The sequence below is a fragment of the Rathayibacter sp. AY1D1 genome, assembly GCF_002932635.1.
In the GTDB taxonomy this organism is placed as follows: Bacteria; Actinomycetota; Actinomycetes; order Actinomycetales; family Microbacteriaceae; genus Rathayibacter.
In genome coordinates this window covers 66,148-81,935 of sequence record NZ_PSVY01000007.1, presented here as the reverse complement: position 1 = coordinate 81,935, position 15,788 = coordinate 66,148, and the positions used below count along the sequence as shown (strand labels likewise).

Sequence of the window (15,788 nt, the reverse complement as noted above, 5' to 3'; positions counted from 1 at the left end):
GAGGAGCGCACTCCCCCCTCACGAGGGTAAGGGCGAGAGGCGAGCTTTCGCGAGCCGTCCCGTCCCCCGTCAGAGGGACGTCGCGGTCGTGCTTCCGTCCGGACGGCCCGGTCGAAGCTCACCCGCGATCGAGGAGGGCCCGCCGGAGCCGCGCGGGATCGACCCGCCAGAAGGTGTGCACGCGCCCGTCGATCAGCACCACCGGGATCTCCTCGACGAAGCGCTCGTGCAGCTCGGGATCGTCGAGGATCGACACCTCCGAGACGGCGACCGACGCCTCGCCGCCCAGATCGGCGACCACCTGCTCGACCACGGTCCGCGCGTCGTCGCAGAGATGACAGCCCGGCTTGCCCACGAGCGTCAGCTCCACGTCCACCATGCGGTCAGTGTACGGCGGCCCCGGCGACGGGCGCCGAGACGGCGAGCGCCGCCGGGATGATCCGTGAACGCAGACGAGCGCCCGACCCCGGAAGGGCGGACGCTCGAGTGGGAAGAGGCGCGAGCCTACTTCTTGTTGCGACGCTGGTGGCGAGTCTTGCGAAGCAGCTTGCGGTGCTTCTTCTTCGCCATACGCTTGCGACGCTTCTTGATGACAGAACCCACGAAGACCTCACAACGTTCAGGGGGTCGACCGCCCGACGGGCGGCCGCTTACGAAAAACTGGCTCCCGCGAGCTTACACGACCCGGGGCTCCACCGTTTCCGGCTCCTCGGCGCCCCTCACTTGCGGATGCGCAGCGCCTCCGCCACCTTCGTCGCTCCCTCGCTGACGCCCCGCTGGATGTCCTGCACCACGGTGCTGACCTGGTGGGTGCGCTCGGCGAGCGCCCGACCCAGCGACTCCGCCCGGGCCGCGGTCGGAGCGTCGAGCAGGGCGCCGGCCGCCTCGTCCTCGGCGAGGAAGGGCAGCAGCCAGTCCTCGACCTCCGCCAGCGGCGCGTACTCGAGCGCGTAGAAGCGGTGCTGTCCGCTCTCGCGCACCGTGACGAGGCCGGTCTCGCGCAGCACCTTGAGGTGCTTCGAGACGGTCGGCTGGCTCAGCTCGAGGCGCGCCACGATCCGCGACACGCTCATGCCCTCGGCCGAGCCGTCCCGCCGCTGCTCGAGCAGCAGGGCGAGGATGTCCCGGCGGGTCCCGTCCGCGATCACCCCGAAGATGTCAGCCATGCGCCCAGGCTAGTCAGCGCCCCGGGGGCCCGGCACCGAGCGGGTAGCATGGCCGCGATCGAGTGGAGGATCCGCCGTGGTGGTTCGGCAGCAGTTCCGCAGCCCCGTGGGCGTCTCGCCCGTCTCCCCCTGGTCGGGGTTCGAGCGGGCCCGCGACCTCATCGACGACTTCGCCGGACGCTCGCCGTCCCGCTTCGCGATCCTCATCTTCTCGGCGCTCGTGCTCGTCTTCACCCTGCTGTTCTCGCTGCCGGTGTCGAGCACCACGGGCACCGTCACTCCGCTGCACGACGCCTTCTTCACCGCGATGTCGGTGATCTGCGTGACCGGCCTCGCGACGGTCGACATGGCGACGCACTGGTCGGCGTTCGGCCACTCGATCATCTTCGTCGGCGTGAACATCGGCGCTCTGGGAGTGCTGACGCTCGCCTCGATCATGGGCCTGGCGATCTCGCGCCGCCTCGGGCTCCGGGCGAAGCTCATGGTCGCCAGCGACTCGAACCCTCTGCGGATCCACTCCGGCCCCGTCGCCGAGGGCCAGGCCGTGCGCCTGGGCGAGATCGGCGGGCTGCTCGCCACCGTCGCGATCAGCGCCGCCGCGATCGAGATCATCGTCGCGCTCCTGCTGTTCCCGCGGATGCTGATCGACGGGATCCCGATCGGCGAAGCCGTCTGGCACTCCTTCTACTACTCCGCGATGGCGTTCACGAACACCGGCTTCGCCCCGAACGCCGCGGGACTCACCCCCTTCGAGGACGACTACTGGTTCCTCGGCATCCTGATGCTCGGCGTCTTCCTCGGCTCGATCGGCTTCCCCGTCATCTACGCCTTCTCCCGCGGCTGGCGGCGCCCGCGCAAGTGGTCGGTGCACGTGAAGCTGACGCTGGTCACCTCCGTGATCCTGCTCGTCGCCGGGGCCGTCCTCTACATCGTGCTCGAGTTCGACAATCCGAGGACCTTCGGCAGCCTCGATGCGGGAGACACCGTCTTCCAGTCCTTCTTCCTCTCGACGATGACGCGGTCGGGCGGCTTCTCGACGATCTCGGTCCCCGACCTCAACGGCTCGAGCCTGCTCGTGACGGACATGCTGATGTTCATCGGCGGAGGATCGGCCTCCACGGCCGGCGGGATCAAGGTCACGACCCTCGCGATCCTGTTCCTGGCCGCCTTCGCCGAGGCCCGCGGCAACAACGACATGGAGGCGTTCGGCCGCCGGATCCCGAACGACGTCCTCCGCCTGGCCGTCTCGGTCGTGCTGTGGGGCGCGACGACGGTCGCCGTGTCGAGCGTCCTGATCCTGCACATCACCAAGGCCTCGCTCGACCACGTGCTCTTCGACGTGATCTCGGCCTTCGCGACCTCCGGGCTCTCGACGGGGCTCACCGCGGAGCTGCCGCCGTCCGGGGTCTACATCCTGGCGCTGACGATGTTCATGGGCCGCGTTGGTACCGTGACTCTCGCCGCCGCGCTCGCCGCGAGCCAGCGGAGGCAGTTGTTCAGACGACCGGAAGAGAGGCCCATCGTTGGTTGACCGCATCAGGTACGACGCCCCGGTGCTGGTGATCGGCCTCGGGCGCTTCGGAGCCGCCACGGCCGGCCAGCTCGACCGCCTCGACCGCGAGGTCCTCGCCATCGACGCCGACGCCGGTCTCGTGCAGAAGTGGTCGGAGCGGGTCACCCACGCGGTGCAGGCCGACGCCCGCTCGCTCGACGCCCTCGCGCAGATCGGCGCGCAGGACTTCCAGGTCGCCGTCGTCGCGGTCGGCTCCTCCATCGAGGCGTCCGTGCTGATCACCGCGAACCTCGTCGACCTCAAGATCCCGCAGATCTGGGCGAAGGCGATCTCGCGCTCGCACGGCAAGATCCTCGAGCGGATCGGCGCGAACCACGTGATCTACCCCGAGGCGGAGGCGGGCGAGCGCGTCGCGCACCTGGTCTCGGGCCGCATGCTCGACTTCATCGAGTTCGACGACGACTTCGTGCTCGCGAAGATGTACCCGCCCAAGCCGATCCGGGGGCTGACGCTCACGGAGTCGGGCGTGCGCCGCAAGCACCGCGTGACCGTCGTCGGCGTCAAGAGCCCGGGCAAGCCCTTCACCTACGCGACCGAGCAGACCGTCGTCTCGAACCACGACCTCATCGTGGTCAGCGGCACCCCCAGCGACATCGAGCGCTTCGCGGCCCTCGGCTCCTGACCCGCGCCCCCTCCCTCCTCCTCTGCGGGATGCCGCTCCGGTACGCCCGCTCCGGGGTGTCGCGTACCCGGGCGGCGTCTCGCGGAGAGGAGGGCGGAGTCAGGAGGCGGCGAGCTCGCGGGCGCGGGCCAGCGCGGCGTCGGTCGCCCGCGTGAAGAGGGCGGCGAGGTCGGCCTCCTGCAGGACCGCGACGGCCCGCTCGGTGGTGCCCTTCGGGCTCGTGACCCGCCGGCGCAGCTCCGCGGGCTCCTCGCCGGAGTCCGCGAGCAGCTCGGCGGCGCCGCGGAACGTGCCGACCACCATCGTCGACGCCTGCTCCGGAGTGAAGCCCTTCGCGACAGCGGCCGCGATGAGCTCCTCGATCAGCAGGAACACGTAGGCGGGCCCCGAGCCGGAGATCGTCGAGAGCGCGTCGAGCTGCGACTCCGGCACCTCGACCACCTCGCCGACCGTCTCGAACAGGCGGCGCACGAGCGCCAGGTCCTCGTCGCCGGACCGCGTGCCCGCGCTGAGGCCGGTGACGGCGCGGCCCACGACCGCGGGAGTGTTCGGCATCGAGCGGAGCACGGCGACGGACGCGGGCAGGTGCCGCTCGAACGTGGCCGCGGTCACACCGGCGGCGACGGAGACGACGACCGCGCCCGGGGCGAGCGCGTCGGCGATCTCGTCGAGCAGGTCCGGCACCATGTGCGGCTTGACGGCCACGAGCACGATCGCCGCGCCCTCGACCGCACGCCGGTTGGCCTCCGAGTCGTCCGCGGTGGCGAAGGCGGTGACCACCGGGTGGCCGTCCCACGCGGCGGCCTTCGCGGAGTCGCGGTTGGTCACCCGCACGCCCCCCTCGACGCGCACGCCGGGAGCCAGCAGGCCCTGGAGGATCGCGCCCCCCATCGAGCCGAGGCCGAGGACGGCGATGGACGGGAGCAGGACGGGCGCATCGGTCACGCCGCTCATCCTACGAAGAGCCCGCGGCAAGGGGGTCCGGGTGCGGTCCGGCGCCTCGTAGGATGGCCCGACCATCCAGCGGCGAGCCCGAGGAGACCACGTGAGCGCATCCGGAGGCGGCACCGCGATCATCGCGGCGCTCGCGGCCAACCTCGGCATCGCCCTGACGAAGTTCGTCGCCTGGTTCTTCTCCGGATCCGCCTCCATGCTCGCCGAGGGCGTGCACTCGCTCGCCGACTCCGGCAATCAGCTGCTCCTGCTGCTCGGCGGCCGCAAGTCGCGGAAGGCCGCCGACGAGGAGCACCCGTTCGGCTACGGGCGCGAGCGCTACGTCTACGCCTTCGTGGTGTCGATCATCCTGTTCTCCGTCGGCGGCGTCTTCTCGCTCTACGAGGGCATCGAGAAGATCGCCGAGCCGCACGAGCTCGAGAACGCCTGGCTGCCGATCCTGGTCCTCGTGATCTCGATCTGCCTCGAGGGCTACTCGCTGCGCACCGGAGTGAAGGAGTCGAACCGGGTCCGCGGCTCGCAGTCCTGGTTCCAGTTCATCCGCCGGGCGAAGGCGCCGGAGCTGCCGGTCGTGCTCCTCGAGGACGTCGCCGCGCTCACTGGCCTGACGTTCGCGCTGCTCGGAGTCGGGCTGACCGTGATCACCGGCGACTCGGTCTACGACGCGATCGGAACGATCATGATCGGCACCCTGCTGATCGTGGTGGCGATCGTGCTGGGCGTCGAGACGAAGAGCCTGCTGGTCGGCGAGGGGGCGACCCACGCCGACGCCGCCTCGATCCGCGCCGCGCTCGAGGCCGGGCGCGACGTCGAGCGCGTCATCCACATGCGCACCCTCTACCTCGGGCCGGACGAGATCCTCGTGGCCGCGAAGCTCGCCTTCCCGGCCGCCGAGACCCTCGAGCACGTGGCCGCCGGGATCGACGCGGCGGAGAGGCGGATCCGCGAGGCCGTTCCCGCCGCCACCACGATCTACCTCGAGCCCGACGTCGACCGTGGACGCGCAGGATCGGCGGCGGCCCGTCCGGCCGTGACGGAGGCGGAAGGGACGGCCGCCGCGGCCGCTCCGGCCGCCTCCGCTCCGCCCGCCGCCTCCCCGCCGGCCGCGCCGCACGGGAGCGCCTGAGATGCGCCGGGCCCTGGCGATCGTCAACGAGCGCGGTGCCGGGCTCGGCGCGCTCGAGCCGATGCTGACCGAGCGGGGGTTCGCCGTCGACGCCGTCGCAGGGACGGACCTCGACGCGATCGACATCCTCGCCCCCGACCTCGTCGTCACGCTCGGCTCCAGCGCCGGCGTCTACGAGACCTCGCGGCACCCCTTCATCAGCCCCGAGATCGCGCTCCTGCAGGACCGGATGCACCACCGCCGTCCCACGCTCGGCGTCTGCTTCGGAGCGCAGCTGATCGCGACCGCCCTGGGCGAGTCCGTCCATCCCGGATCGGCCCGCGAGGTCGGCTTCCGCCCGGTCGTGCTCACGGAGGAGGGCGCCGGCTCCCCGCTCCGGCACCTCGCCGGCGTCGACGTGATGCAGTGGCACGGCGACACCTTCGCGCTGCCGAGCGGAGCAGCGCTGCTGGCGTCGTCGCCGGCGGGCGAGGTGCAGGCGTTCGCCGTGGAGGACTGGCTCCTCGGCGTGCAGTTCCACCCCGAGCTGACCGGCACGATGGCCGCGCAGTGGCTCGAGGGCGACGGGGAGTGGGCAGGAGCGGCGGGCTACGACGCCGCCGTGCTCGCCGACGACGTCGCGGCGGAGCGCTTCGAGCGGATGCACGCGGCGACGCGGCTCGCGCTGACGGAGTGGCTGGGCGCTCCGAGCTGAGGGGTTCGGCGGCGCTCGGCGTCAGCGGCGGTCGGCGTCAGCGGCGGTCGGCGAAGAAGTCGAGCAGGAGCCGCGAGCACTCCGCGGCGCGGACCCCGGGGTACACCTCGACCACGTGGTTGTGCCGGCGGTCGCGGAGGAGGTCGTGCACGGATCCGGAGGCGCCCGCCTTCTCGTCCCACGCACCGAAGACGACGCGGTCGATCCGCGCCGCCAGGATCGCTCCGGCGCAGAGCACGCACGGCTCGAGCGTGACCACCAGCGTGCAGCCCTCGAGATGCCAGTCGCCGCGGGCCTCGGCCGCCGCGCGGATCGCGACCACCTCGGCGTGCGCCGTCGGATCCCGCCGCAGCTCGCGCTCGTTGCGCCCGAGCCCGAGCACGACCCCCTCCGAGTCGAGGACCACCGCGCCCACGGGGACGTCGCCCCAACCCGCGGCCCGCCGCGCCTCGCCGAGCGCCAGGCCCATCCACTCCTCGGAGCGGCGGGGGACGCGGAGATCGCTGTCGCGCATCGCTCCCCCTCCTGCGGCGGCCCGCTGCGGCCGGTGGGGCGCCGCTCCGGCCAGTAGATTGAGCTTATGCGCGTCCACGTAGCCGACCACCCGCTGATCACCCACAAGCTCACCGTGCTGCGTGACAAGCGCACCCCCTCCCCCACCTTCCGGCAGCTCGCCGAGGAGCTGATGACGCTCCTCGCCTACGAGGCCACCCGCGGCGTCCGCACCCGCACCGTCACCATCGAGACCCCTGTGACGCAGACCACCGGCCTCGCGCTCAGCGACCCGCAGCCGCTGGTCGTCCCGATCCTCCGGGCCGGCCTCGGGATGCTCGAGGGCATGGTCAAGCTCATCCCGACCGCCGAGGTCGGCTTCCTGGGCATGGCGCGCAACGAGGAGACGCTCGAGCCGACCACGTACGCGGAGCGCCTGCCCGACGACCTGTCGAACCGCCAGTGCTTCGTCCTCGACCCGATGCTCGCGACCGGCGGCTCGCTCGTCGCGGCCATCCAGTTCCTCTTCGACCGGGGAGCGGTCGACGTCACCGCCGTCTGCCTGCTCGCCGCCCCCGAGGGCCTGGCCGCCGTCGAGAAGGCCTTCGGCGACCGCGACGTGACCATCGTCCTCGGCTCCCTCGACGAGAAGCTCAACGAGCTCGGCTACATCGTCCCCGGCCTCGGCGACGCGGGCGACCGCCTCTACGGCCTCGCGGGCTGAGCCCGCCGGCCCCCGGACGAGCGGGCCTCGCGTCGCGCCCCGGAACAGGGAGCCCCGCTGAGCCGTGCCGGTCGGCCGGCGCAGCGAGGGTCTCGACACCCCCTCAGCGAGACCGTCCGGCACCGCCCGTCCTGCTGATCGAGCAGCCCGCGCAGCGGCCGCATCGCGATCCCCCGTCACGACTCGCGCCTCCTCCCGAGCACCGGAACCACCCCCGACGCGCCGTCCATCCCCACGGAAGTGTTGACGCCGTGCACCGGCCTCCGCTTTACTGACGGACATGACTGACACCCTGCACGCCCTGACCTCCCTCGAGGCCATCGGGAATGCCGGCATGATGATGGCCGGTGGCCCCGTCATGTGCTGTCGAATGTGTGCATGAGGAACTGACCTCGCCGGATCCCCGCACCGCCTCCGCCCGCTGATCGTCACGATCGGCTGAGCGTCCGAGGCGCGGACGATCCCCTGGATGCCCCGCATCCGTCTCTGCCGCCACCGCGCACCGCGGGCCGGCTCGATCGCGCACACCCGGATCCGCACCCTCGGACACTCGTCCCGGATCCGACCAGCCAAGGACTCGTCATGACCCTCCTCCACACCCGCACCGTCACCGCCGCCACCTCCACCGAGGCGCCCCGCCTCCAGCCGGTCGCCGACGCCGCGCCCGCAGCACCCCGCCTCCGCGCCGTCCCCCAGGGCACCGAGGCCCGCGGCTTCGCCCTCTACGTCGGCATCGACGAGGCCAAGGCCCGTGCCGCCGGAGTCGACCTCGGCCGCCTGGTCGAGGAGCTCAAGCGCGTCACGGCGCAGCTCGCCCCCGACGCCGAGACCTACGCCTCCGTCGCCCTCGCCCCTCAGGGCGCCGGCGGCCGCGACGTGGACGTGGTCCGCCTCGCGCTGCAGGACCCGGCCGCCGTCGCCAAGCGCCGCTCCGACGCCGAGCCCGACCCCGACCGTGCACCCGGCGGCGTCGTCATCGACATCTCCCGCAAGCGCGTCATCCTCGACGAGGAGACCACCCCCCTCACCTACAAGGAGTTCGAGCTCCTCCAGTACCTCGTGCTCCGCGAGGGCCGCACCATCGAGCGCGCCGAGCTCATCGCCTCGCTCTGGGGCGCCGCGGACGACGACGCGCCGAACGAGCGCACCATCGACGTCCACGTCCGCCGCCTCCGCGCCAAGCTCGGCCGCTACGAGGAGATCGTGCGCACCGTCCGCGGAGTCGGCTACCGCTTCGACCGCCACGCCGACGTCGCCATCCGCTACGCGTCGACGCCGTCGCCGGATCTGTTCTGAATTGCGAGGAGAACGCTTGCGTTCTCCTCGCCGCGGTCGGCTTCACCCGTTGTCGCGATTCGGAGAGCGGATCGCGACCGGCTAGCGGGAAACGCTGACACGCGTTTCCCGCGTTCGCCTTGAGGGCGGAACGTCCTCTCGACCTCGACGGATGCGCGCGACCGCTCCTCACACCTGGAGGGCTGCTCGACGGCCCGCTGCGTGGTCGAAGCCGTGGCGGGGCGGGTCGCGCCTCACGGGGCAGGACGACGGGGCCGGGCCGCGTCGGCGGGGGACGAGGGCAGGGGGTGCTCGTCGTGTCCGTCGACGGTCAGGGATGGGCTGCGGTTCGGTGCGGACGTCGGAGGCAGCAGACGGGGCGTCCTGGGTCAGGAGAGAGTCGTGCGGAGCGCGGGCGGGCGCGGCGACTGGCGGGGCGGGGCGGCTCAGGGAGGATTCAGGAAAGAGAGGGTTGCGTCGTTACCGGGTCGTTATATAGTTCAAGTGCGTCGACCGTTTGCTGTGGCGGGAAGCGCGAGAAGTGATTGCAGGACACTCTTGGTGCAAGGGAATGAAGGCCGGCCGCTCGCCTCAGCGGCCGGCCTTCTGTCGTTCCCCCGGCCCCCTTCCTCCGACTCCCCTCCTCCCAGCACCCCGGCGTAGGCTGTACGGCGTCTGGATGTCAGGGAACCGCTTCCTGAGTGCCGTGAAGGAGGACCAGTGGGGTCGAGAGAGGCCGTCGCCGCCTGGGAGTCGCTCTTCCGCGCCCAGGTCCAGGTGATGCGCACCCTGAGCACCGAGTTCCCCTCGCGGGAGATCTCGATGAACGAGTACGACGTGCTCTTCAACCTCACCCGGCAGCCCGGTCGGCGCGCACGGCTGCGCGACCTGAACCGGCACGTCCTCCTGACGCAGCCCAGCGTCAGCAGGCTGATCGACCGGCTCGCCGCCCGCGGCTGCGTCGAGAAGAGCGAGGATCCGGCGGACGCCCGCGGCACGATCATCGCGATCACCGACGAGGGCTACGCGCTCTTCCGCCGCGTCGCGCTCACCCACATGAGGACCATCTCGGAGCAGGTCGGCGGCGTCCTCGACGAAAACGAGCTGAAGCAGCTGACCGCGCTCTGCGACAAGCTCCGCGACGGCATCGTCTCCGCCTGATCCGTCCCCGCTAGCACGGGCCGCAGCGACCGGCCAGGTCTTCGCCGCGGCGCGGGACTCGCGGATCATGGTGGTCACCATGAGTGACACCTCCCCCACCCTCGTCTGGCTCCGCGACGACCTGCGCCTGGCCGACAACCCCGCTCTGCGCGCCGCGATCGACCGTGGCGGCCCCGTCGCGGTCTGCTACGTGCTCGACGAGGAGTCGGCGGGCATCCGTCCGCTCGGGGGCGCCTCCCGCTGGTGGCTGCACGGCAGCCTCGCAGCCCTCGCCGCCGACCTGCGCGAGCACGGCGCCCCGCTGATCCTGCGCCGTGGGCCGGCCGAGGCCGTCGTCCTCCAGCTCGCCGAGGAGATCGGCGCCGGAGCCGTGCACTGGAACCGCCGCTACGGGAGGGCCGAGCGCACCGTCGACGCGGCGGTGAAGGAATCGCTCCGCAACGGCGGCCTCGAGGCCGAGAGCCACCAGGGCTCGCTGATGTTCGAGCCGTGGACCGTGCAGACCGGCGCCGGCGGCCCCTACTCCGTCTACACGCCCTTCGCCCGCGCCTGCCGCGCCAAGCCGACGCCGCGCGCGCCGCTCCCCCGCCCCCGCTCGCTCGACGGCGTCACGGGAGAGATCGCCTCCGACTCCCTCGACGACTGGGAGCTGCTGCCCACGCGTCCCGACTGGGCGGGAGGGCTGCGCGAGCGCTGGGTCCCCGGCGAGAAGGCGGCGGCCGGCCGGCTGCGCGCGTTCCTCGCGGAGCAGCTCGACGACTACGCCGACGGCCGCGACCGGCCGGCGGAGGACGCCACCTCGAACCTCTCCCCGCACCTGAGGTGGGGCGAGATCAGCCCCTTCCAGGTGTGGCACGCCCTGGAGGAGGCGCACGCGAAGGGCCTGCACCGCGGCGACGGCAGCGACCGGTTCCTCTCCGAGGTGCTCTGGCGCGAGTTCTGCTACCACCTGCTGTTCCACTGGCCGGATCTGGCGACCGCGAACTTCGACACCCGGTTCGACTCCTTCCCGTGGGGACGCCCCGGCCAGGAGGCGATCGACGCCTGGCACCAGGGGCGCACCGGCTACCCCCTGGTGGACGCCGGCATGCGCGAGCTCTGGAGCACCGGCTACATGCACAACCGGGTCCGGATGGTGACCGCGTCGTTCCTGATCAAGAACCTGCTGGTCGACTGGCGGGTGGGCGAGGAGTGGTTCTGGGACACCCTGGTCGACGCGGACCCGGCGAGCAACGCCGCGAACTGGCAGTGGGTCGCGGGCTCGGGAGCCGATGCGTCGCCGTTCTTCCGGGTCTTCAACCCGGTCACGCAGTCGAGGAAGTTCGACCCGGCCGGCGAGTACATCCGCCACAACGTGCCGGAGCTCGGCGGAGTCGAGGGCGCCGCCGTGCACGAGCCGTGGACGCTAGGGGACACGCTGACCGGAGGCGCGGACGGCTACCCGGCGCCCCTCGTCGACCTCAAGGAGACGCGGGCGCACGCACTGGACGCCTTCGCGCAGATCAAGAGCGCCCCGCGCGACATCTCGCCGAGGGGCGACGACTGAGCGTCGCCGGCTAGACGCGTCCCGCCGGGCCGGTGGAGCGGCCGGACCCGGCGAGCGGGTCCTCCTCCCCGCCCTGATCGCGCAGATCGCGGGCCGGGATGCCGACGAGCACCGCTCCGTCGGGCGCGTCCTTCACCACGACGGCGTTCGCGCCCACGCTGACGTCGGATCCGAGCACGAGCGGGCCCAGGACGACCGCGCCGGCGCCGACGACCACCCGGTCGCCGAGCGTGGGGTGCCGACGCTCGCGCCGGGCCGACCTCCCGCCCAGCGTGACGGAGTGGTAGAGCATGCAGTCGTCGCCGATCCGCGCGGTCTCGCCGATGACGACGCCCATGCCGTGGTCGATGAACAGGCGTCGGCCGATGGTCGCACCGGGGTGGATCTCCACCCCGGTCGCCGCGCGCGCCGCCTGGCTGAGCAGCCGGGCGGGCAGGCGGAGGCCCCGCCGCCACCAGGCGTGCGCGACGCGGTGCACCCAGACCGCGTGCACTCCCGGGTAGGAGAGGACGACCTCCACCGCGCTCCGGGCGGCGGGGTCGCGCTCCCGGGCGGTGCGGACGTCCTCGCGGAGCAGGGCGAGGAGCTTGGGACGCTCCGGTCCGGACGGGACGCGGCGCTCCGGCCGACCGTCGCGTCCGGAGCGGGGCGTCCCGCCTCGTCTCGAGGGGCTCAGCTGCGGAGGTCCTCGTACAGGACGGTCGAGATGTACCGCTCGCCGAAGTCGCAGACGATGGCGACGATGGTCTTCCCCGCGTTCTCGGGGCGCTTCGCGACCTCGAGCGCGGCCCACATGATCGAGCCGGAGGAGATGCCGCCGAGGATCCCCTCCTGCGCGGCCATCTCGCGGGCCACCCGCACGGAGTCGTCGAGCGTCACGTCGATGATCTCGTCGTAGACCTCGCGGTCGAGGATCGCGGGGACGAAGTTGGCGCCGATGCCCTGGATCTTGTGCGGCCCGGCGGTGCCCTGGGTGAGGAGCGGGGAGTCGATCGGCTCCACTCCGATGATCTGCACGCCGGGCTTGCGCTCCTTGAGCACCTGGCCGACTCCGGTGATGGTGCCGCCGGTGCCGATGCCGGCCACGAAGACGTCGACCGCGCCGTCGGTGTCCTCCCAGACCTCCTCCGCGGTGGTGCGGCGGTGCACCTCGGGGTTGGCGGCGTTCTCGAACTGGCGGGCGAGGATCGCGCCGGGGGTCTCGTCGACGATCGCGCGGGCGCGCTCGACCGCTCCGCGCATGCCCTCGCTGCCGGGGGTGAGCACGATCTCGGCTCCGTAGGCGCGGAGGAGGACCCGGCGCTCGACGGACATCGTCTCGGGCATCGTGAGGACGACCTTGTAGCCGCGGGCGGCGCCCACCATCGCGAGCGCGATGCCGGTGTTGCCGCTCGTGCCCTCGACGATCGTCCCGCCGGGGTGCAGCTCGCCGGAGGCCTCGGCCGCGTCGATGATGGCGACGCCGATGCGGTCCTTCACGCTGTTCGCGGGGTTGTAGAACTCGAGCTTGGCGAGGACCGTCGCCTGGTCGGCGCCCTCCAGCCGGTTGATGCGGACGAGAGGGGTCCTGCCGACGAGCTGGGTCACGTCGTCGTGGATGCGTGCCATGGTGTGCGCTTTCTGCCGGGGCCGGCCGCCCGGGGCCCCGGAGCGGTGGGTGGAACGGGTGCTGCAGCGCCCCTCGGAGCGGCGCTCCCCCCACGATACGGATGCATCGACCCGAGGTCAGCACTCCGGACGCGCCCGCTCCTGCGCATCACCCGCCAGCTCCTCATCTCCACCGGGAGGAGGACGCCCCGCAGGCGCACCCGTCACGTACCATGAACCCGGGGGATCGCGCGACTGCTCGCGAGGCTTCTCGCCACCCTCCCTCACATCTCCGCGGCCCGGCGCCGCGTCGAAAGGACGACCGCTCCATGGCACTTCCCACTGCATCCCGCCGCTCCGTCCGGCCGCTCGGGATGTCGCTGCGGGCGGTCATGGGGTTCATCGGGATGAGCGCCGTGGCGGGCGTCCTGATCACCGTCGGCGTCACGCCGGCCCTCGCGCTGACGGGCCTGGCGACGAGCAACACGATCGGCATGTTCCAGAACCTGCCGGGCTACCTCGACGTGGGCCAGCTGATGCAGCGCACCAACGTCTACGCGAGCGACGGGACGACCCTCCTCGCCTCCGTCTACGACCAGAACCGCGTCGAGGTCGGCTGGGACGACGTCGCGCAGTCCGCGAAGGACGCGGCCGTCGCCGGCGAGGACCCGCGCTTCTACGAGCACGGCGGCATCGACCTCCAGGGCACGCTCCGGGCCATCGCCGTCACGCTCACGGGCGACGACCTGCAGGGCGGGTCGTCGATCACGCAGCAGTACGTGAAGAACGTCCTGGTGCAGAAGGCGGAGTCGATCACCGACGAGGCCGCGCGCGACAAGGCCTACCAGGAGGCGACGGACCCGACCCCCGAGCGCAAGCTCAAGGAGATGCGCCTCGCGATCGGACTCGAGAAGGAAGCGTCGAAGGACGACATCCTGCTCGGCTACCTCAACATCGCCCTCTTCGGGGGCACCGTCTACGGCATCGAGGCCGCGGCGAACTACTACTACGGCATCCCCGCGAGCCAGCTCTCGACCTCGCAGGCGGCCGCGCTGCTGGCGATCGTGAACAACCCGGCGAAGTTCCGCTTCGACAACCCGGGCGACGAGGCGAACGGCGCCGCCAACGGCTACGCCGCCACCAAGGAGCGCCGCGACTACATCCTGTCGGAGGAGCTCAAGCACGGCCGGATCGACCAGGCCGCGCACGACGCCGCCGTCGCCGAGCCGATCACCCCGAACATCACGGAGCCCTCGACCGGCTGCACCACCGCCGGCAACGCCGCGTACTTCTGCGACTACGTGCTGAACGTCCTCCGCAACGACTCCGTCTTCGGGGCGACCGACGACGAGCGCTATCAGCGCATCCGCCAGGGCGGCTTCGACGTCGTGACGACCCTCGACCTCGACATCCAGCAGGTCTCGCAGGCGGCGCTCAACGCCTACATCCCCTCCGTCGACCCGCGCTTCCAGGTCGGCGCGACGGCCGCCTCCGTCGAGGCGAAGACGGGCCGCGTGCTCTCCATGGTGCAGAACACGCAGTACAGCCAGGACGAGCAGTTCCTCGCCGCGAACCCCGGCTACAGCGCGATCAACCTCAACGTCGACCTCAGCATGGGCGGCGGCTCCGGCGTGCAGACCGGATCGACCTACAAGGTGTTCACGCTGGCGCAGTGGCTGAAGGCGGGGCACACCGTCAACGAGTCGTTCGCCTCCCCCACCTCCGGCTTCAGCTCCTACCCCCAGAAGTGCAACGTCGAGGGCGACGGCGGCTACTACGGCAAGTTCTCGCCTCGCAACGACGACCCGTCGGAGGACGCGAGCTCGATGAGCGCGCTCGGCGCGACCACGAACTCGATCAACACCGGCTTCATGGGAATGGCGCAGCAGCTCGACCTCTGCGACATCCGCACCACCGCCGAGTCGTTCGGGATGCACCGCGCCGACGGCCGCGAGCTCGCCAACGGGCCGGCCTCGGTCCTCGGGACGAACGAGATCGCGCCCTTGACGGTGGCCAACGCCTACGCGGGGATCGCGAACGACGGCACGACCTGCTCGGCGATCGTCATCGACCGGATCACCGACAGCGAGGGCAACGCCGTCGCCGCCCCGGCATCGGCGTGCACGCCCTCCGTGTCGCCCGAGGTCGCCCGAGGGATGCAGTACGCGATGCAGCGGGTGATGACCTCCGGAACGGCCTACGCCTCGAACCCCTTCGACGGGATCGAGCACATCGGCAAGACGGGCACCACCGACGAGGCCGCCGACGTGTGGACGGCGGGCGCCAGCAAGGCCGCCTCCCTGGCGGTCTGGGTCGGCAGCATCAACGGCTTCGCCGACAACACCAAGCAGAACCTGCGCTTCATCAGCCTGACGGGCGAGAAGGGCACCATCCGCGCCTCCAACGCCCGGCACGCCATCTGGAAGCCGATCATGACGGCGCTCGACGAGAAGTACGGCGGGGACGACTTCACGGCACCGCCGGCGTCGATGCTCGCGTACTCGCCGCGATCGGCGGCGAACTCCGAGGTCCCCGACGTCACGGGCGAGACGGTCGAGAGCGCCACGGCCATCCTCACCGCCGCCGGTTTCGTCGTCGGGATGCACGAGTCGGTCGACTCCGCGACGATCCCGGAGGGCTCCGTCGTGTCGACGACGCCGAGCGCGGAGGAGACGGCGGTCGCCGGCGGGGTGATCCCCCTCCAGGTGAGCACGGGCAAGGCTCCGGCCAATCCGAACGACATCTCGGACCTGAACGGCGACCTGATCGAGTAGAGACGTCGCCCGTCCCGTGAAGGGGCCGATCCCGGCGGGGGTCGGCCCCTTCTGCTGTCGCAGGCGTCGGGCCTGCGCAGGCGCCGTCGCGCCG

General features: G+C 71.9%; 16 protein-coding genes. 9 read left to right on the top strand and 7 right to left on the bottom strand.

Going from position 1 to position 15,788, the window contains the following annotated elements:
* Nucleotides 1–118: 118 nt before the first annotated feature.
* The 3 genes from C5C56_RS07205 to C5C56_RS07195 all read right to left on the bottom strand — a co-directional run bounded on the left by C5C56_RS07205 (nt 119) and on the right by C5C56_RS07195 (nt 1,166).
* Nucleotides 119–379: a glutaredoxin family protein gene (locus C5C56_RS07205; RefSeq protein ID WP_104224855.1), complete on the bottom strand. Its 261-nt coding sequence runs from the start codon at nt 377–379 to the stop codon at nt 119–121.
* 125 nt (nt 380–504) lie between these two features.
* Nucleotides 505–603: a 30S ribosomal protein bS22 gene (locus C5C56_RS07200; protein WP_003792170.1), complete on the bottom strand. Its 99-nt coding sequence runs from the start codon at nt 601–603 to the stop codon at nt 505–507.
* Nucleotides 604–719: 116 nt separating this feature from the next.
* Nucleotides 720–1,166 carry a helix-turn-helix transcriptional regulator gene (locus C5C56_RS07195; RefSeq protein ID WP_104224854.1) on the bottom strand — a complete coding sequence of 149 codons (447 nt, stop codon included), beginning with the start codon at nt 1,164–1,166 and terminating at the stop codon, nt 720–722.
* Between the two features lie 160 nt (nt 1,167–1,326).
* Between C5C56_RS07195 and C5C56_RS07190 the strand changes: the two genes are divergently transcribed.
* Nucleotides 1,327–2,697: a TrkH family potassium uptake protein gene (locus C5C56_RS07190; RefSeq protein ID WP_244229642.1), complete on the top strand. Its 1,371-nt coding sequence runs from the start codon at nt 1,327–1,329 to the stop codon at nt 2,695–2,697.
* Nucleotides 2,690–3,361: a TrkA family potassium uptake protein gene (locus tag C5C56_RS07185; protein WP_068255410.1), complete on the top strand. Its 672-nt coding sequence runs from the start codon at nt 2,690–2,692 to the stop codon at nt 3,359–3,361. The genes C5C56_RS07190 and C5C56_RS07185 overlap by 8 nt, the downstream gene beginning before the upstream one ends.
* 99 nt (nt 3,362–3,460) lie before the next feature.
* Here the strand turns inward: C5C56_RS07185 and proC are convergent, their stop codons facing one another.
* Entirely contained in the window at nt 3,461–4,315 is an 855-nt protein-coding gene (gene proC, locus C5C56_RS07180; protein WP_104247923.1) for a pyrroline-5-carboxylate reductase, read from the bottom strand.
* 91 nt (nt 4,316–4,406) lie between these two features.
* On the opposite strand from proC, the gene C5C56_RS07175 reads away from it, so the two are divergent.
* Entirely contained in the window at nt 4,407–5,441 is a 1,035-nt protein-coding gene (locus C5C56_RS07175; protein ID WP_104261459.1) for a cation diffusion facilitator family transporter, read from the top strand.
* Nucleotide 5,442: 1 nt separating this feature from the next.
* Nucleotides 5,443–6,135, top strand: coding sequence for a gamma-glutamyl-gamma-aminobutyrate hydrolase family protein (locus C5C56_RS07170; RefSeq protein ID WP_104261460.1), 693 nt, complete (start codon nt 5,443–5,445; stop codon nt 6,133–6,135).
* Nucleotides 6,136–6,172: 37 nt separating this feature from the next.
* Here C5C56_RS07170 and C5C56_RS07165 read toward each other — a convergent pair whose 3' ends face one another.
* Nucleotides 6,173–6,649: a nucleoside deaminase gene (locus tag C5C56_RS07165; protein ID WP_258065609.1), complete on the bottom strand. Its 477-nt coding sequence runs from the start codon at nt 6,647–6,649 to the stop codon at nt 6,173–6,175.
* A 66-nt stretch (nt 6,650–6,715) separates the two neighbouring features.
* Between C5C56_RS07165 and upp the strand changes: the two genes are divergently transcribed.
* From upp to C5C56_RS07145, 4 genes are all read left to right on the top strand, one after another.
* Nucleotides 6,716–7,351: a uracil phosphoribosyltransferase gene (upp, locus tag C5C56_RS07160; RefSeq protein WP_104224850.1), complete on the top strand. Its 636-nt coding sequence runs from the start codon at nt 6,716–6,718 to the stop codon at nt 7,349–7,351.
* A 582-nt stretch (nt 7,352–7,933) separates the two neighbouring features.
* The gene (locus C5C56_RS07155) at nt 7,934–8,647 is read left to right on the top strand and encodes a winged helix-turn-helix domain-containing protein (protein WP_104224849.1); all 714 of its coding nucleotides are present in this window, start codon (nt 7,934–7,936) and stop codon (nt 8,645–8,647) included.
* Between the two features lie 759 nt (nt 8,648–9,406).
* Nucleotides 9,407–9,787: a MarR family winged helix-turn-helix transcriptional regulator gene (locus C5C56_RS07150; protein WP_104261471.1), complete on the top strand. Its 381-nt coding sequence runs from the start codon at nt 9,407–9,409 to the stop codon at nt 9,785–9,787.
* Between the two features lie 79 nt (nt 9,788–9,866).
* The gene (locus C5C56_RS07145; RefSeq protein ID WP_104319335.1) at nt 9,867–11,333 is read left to right on the top strand and encodes a deoxyribodipyrimidine photo-lyase; all 1,467 of its coding nucleotides are present in this window, start codon (nt 9,867–9,869) and stop codon (nt 11,331–11,333) included.
* A 10-nt stretch (nt 11,334–11,343) separates the two neighbouring features.
* Here C5C56_RS07145 and epsC read toward each other — a convergent pair whose 3' ends face one another.
* Both epsC and cysK read right to left on the bottom strand, forming a co-directional pair.
* Complete coding sequence (gene epsC, locus C5C56_RS07140) at nt 11,344–11,910, bottom strand: serine O-acetyltransferase EpsC (RefSeq protein WP_104224204.1); 567 nt, start codon at nt 11,908–11,910, stop codon at nt 11,344–11,346.
* 95 nt (nt 11,911–12,005) lie between these two features.
* A complete protein-coding gene (cysK, locus tag C5C56_RS07135) occupies nt 12,006–12,941 on the bottom strand; it encodes a cysteine synthase A (protein ID WP_104224197.1) in 936 nt (311 codons plus the stop codon).
* Between the two features lie 308 nt (nt 12,942–13,249).
* Here cysK and C5C56_RS07130 point away from each other — a divergent pair, with 308 nt between their 5' ends.
* The gene (locus tag C5C56_RS07130; protein ID WP_159939720.1) at nt 13,250–15,694 is read left to right on the top strand and encodes a penicillin-binding protein; all 2,445 of its coding nucleotides are present in this window, start codon (nt 13,250–13,252) and stop codon (nt 15,692–15,694) included.
* Nucleotides 15,695–15,788 lie beyond the last annotated feature (94 nt).